The sequence below is a fragment of the Pseudoalteromonas sp. SG43-4 genome (assembly GCF_014164325.1).
In the GTDB taxonomy this organism is placed as follows: Bacteria; Pseudomonadota; Gammaproteobacteria; order Enterobacterales; family Alteromonadaceae; genus Pseudoalteromonas; species Pseudoalteromonas distincta.
Window position 1 is genome coordinate 1 of sequence record NZ_JACJFB010000059.1, and the last position, 488, is coordinate 488.

Below are 488 nucleotides of genomic sequence, written 5' to 3' on the forward strand. Positions count from 1 at the left end.
CCACGGAGTGATTCATGACTGGGGTGAAGTCGTAACAAGGTAGCCCTAGGGGAACCTGGGGCTGGATCACCTCCTTATACGATTTAGAACTTATTTGTTCGTAGTGTCCACACAGATGATTGTTATTGTAAAGAGAACAACACTTATTGTTTTGGGTCTGTAGCTCAGCTGGTTAGAGCGCACCCCTGATAAGGGTGAGGTCGGTAGTTCAAATCTACTCAGACCCACCACTTCTTGTCTAATCAAGAAGATGGTTAAAACAGTAAGTACCAGCATATGTGGGGCTATAGCTCAGCTGGGAGAGCGCCTGCCTTGCACGCAGGAGGTCAGCAGTTCGATCCTGCTTAGCTCCACCACTTTTACTTCTTAAAAATAAATATTCTTTATCGGGCCATTAACCGCCTGAGAATAGAGTGTGTTTAATTTTGAGAGGTTTTTGTATCTCTTGCTCTTTAAAAATTTGGAAAAGCTGATAATAAAATTCTGAT

Annotated in this window: 2 tRNA genes and 1 rRNA gene; all 3 read left to right on the forward strand. The window is 43.0% G+C overall.

Going from position 1 to position 488, the window contains the following annotated elements:
• Nucleotides 1-77: ribosomal RNA gene (locus tag H5160_RS20135) — 16S ribosomal RNA — on the forward strand; the annotation flags it as partial.
• Nucleotides 78-153: 76 nt separating this feature from the next.
• Nucleotides 154-230 (forward strand) — tRNA-Ile (locus H5160_RS20140).
• Nucleotides 231-280: 50 nt separating this feature from the next.
• Nucleotides 281-356, forward strand: a tRNA-Ala gene (locus tag H5160_RS20145).
• Nucleotides 357-488 lie beyond the last annotated feature (132 nt).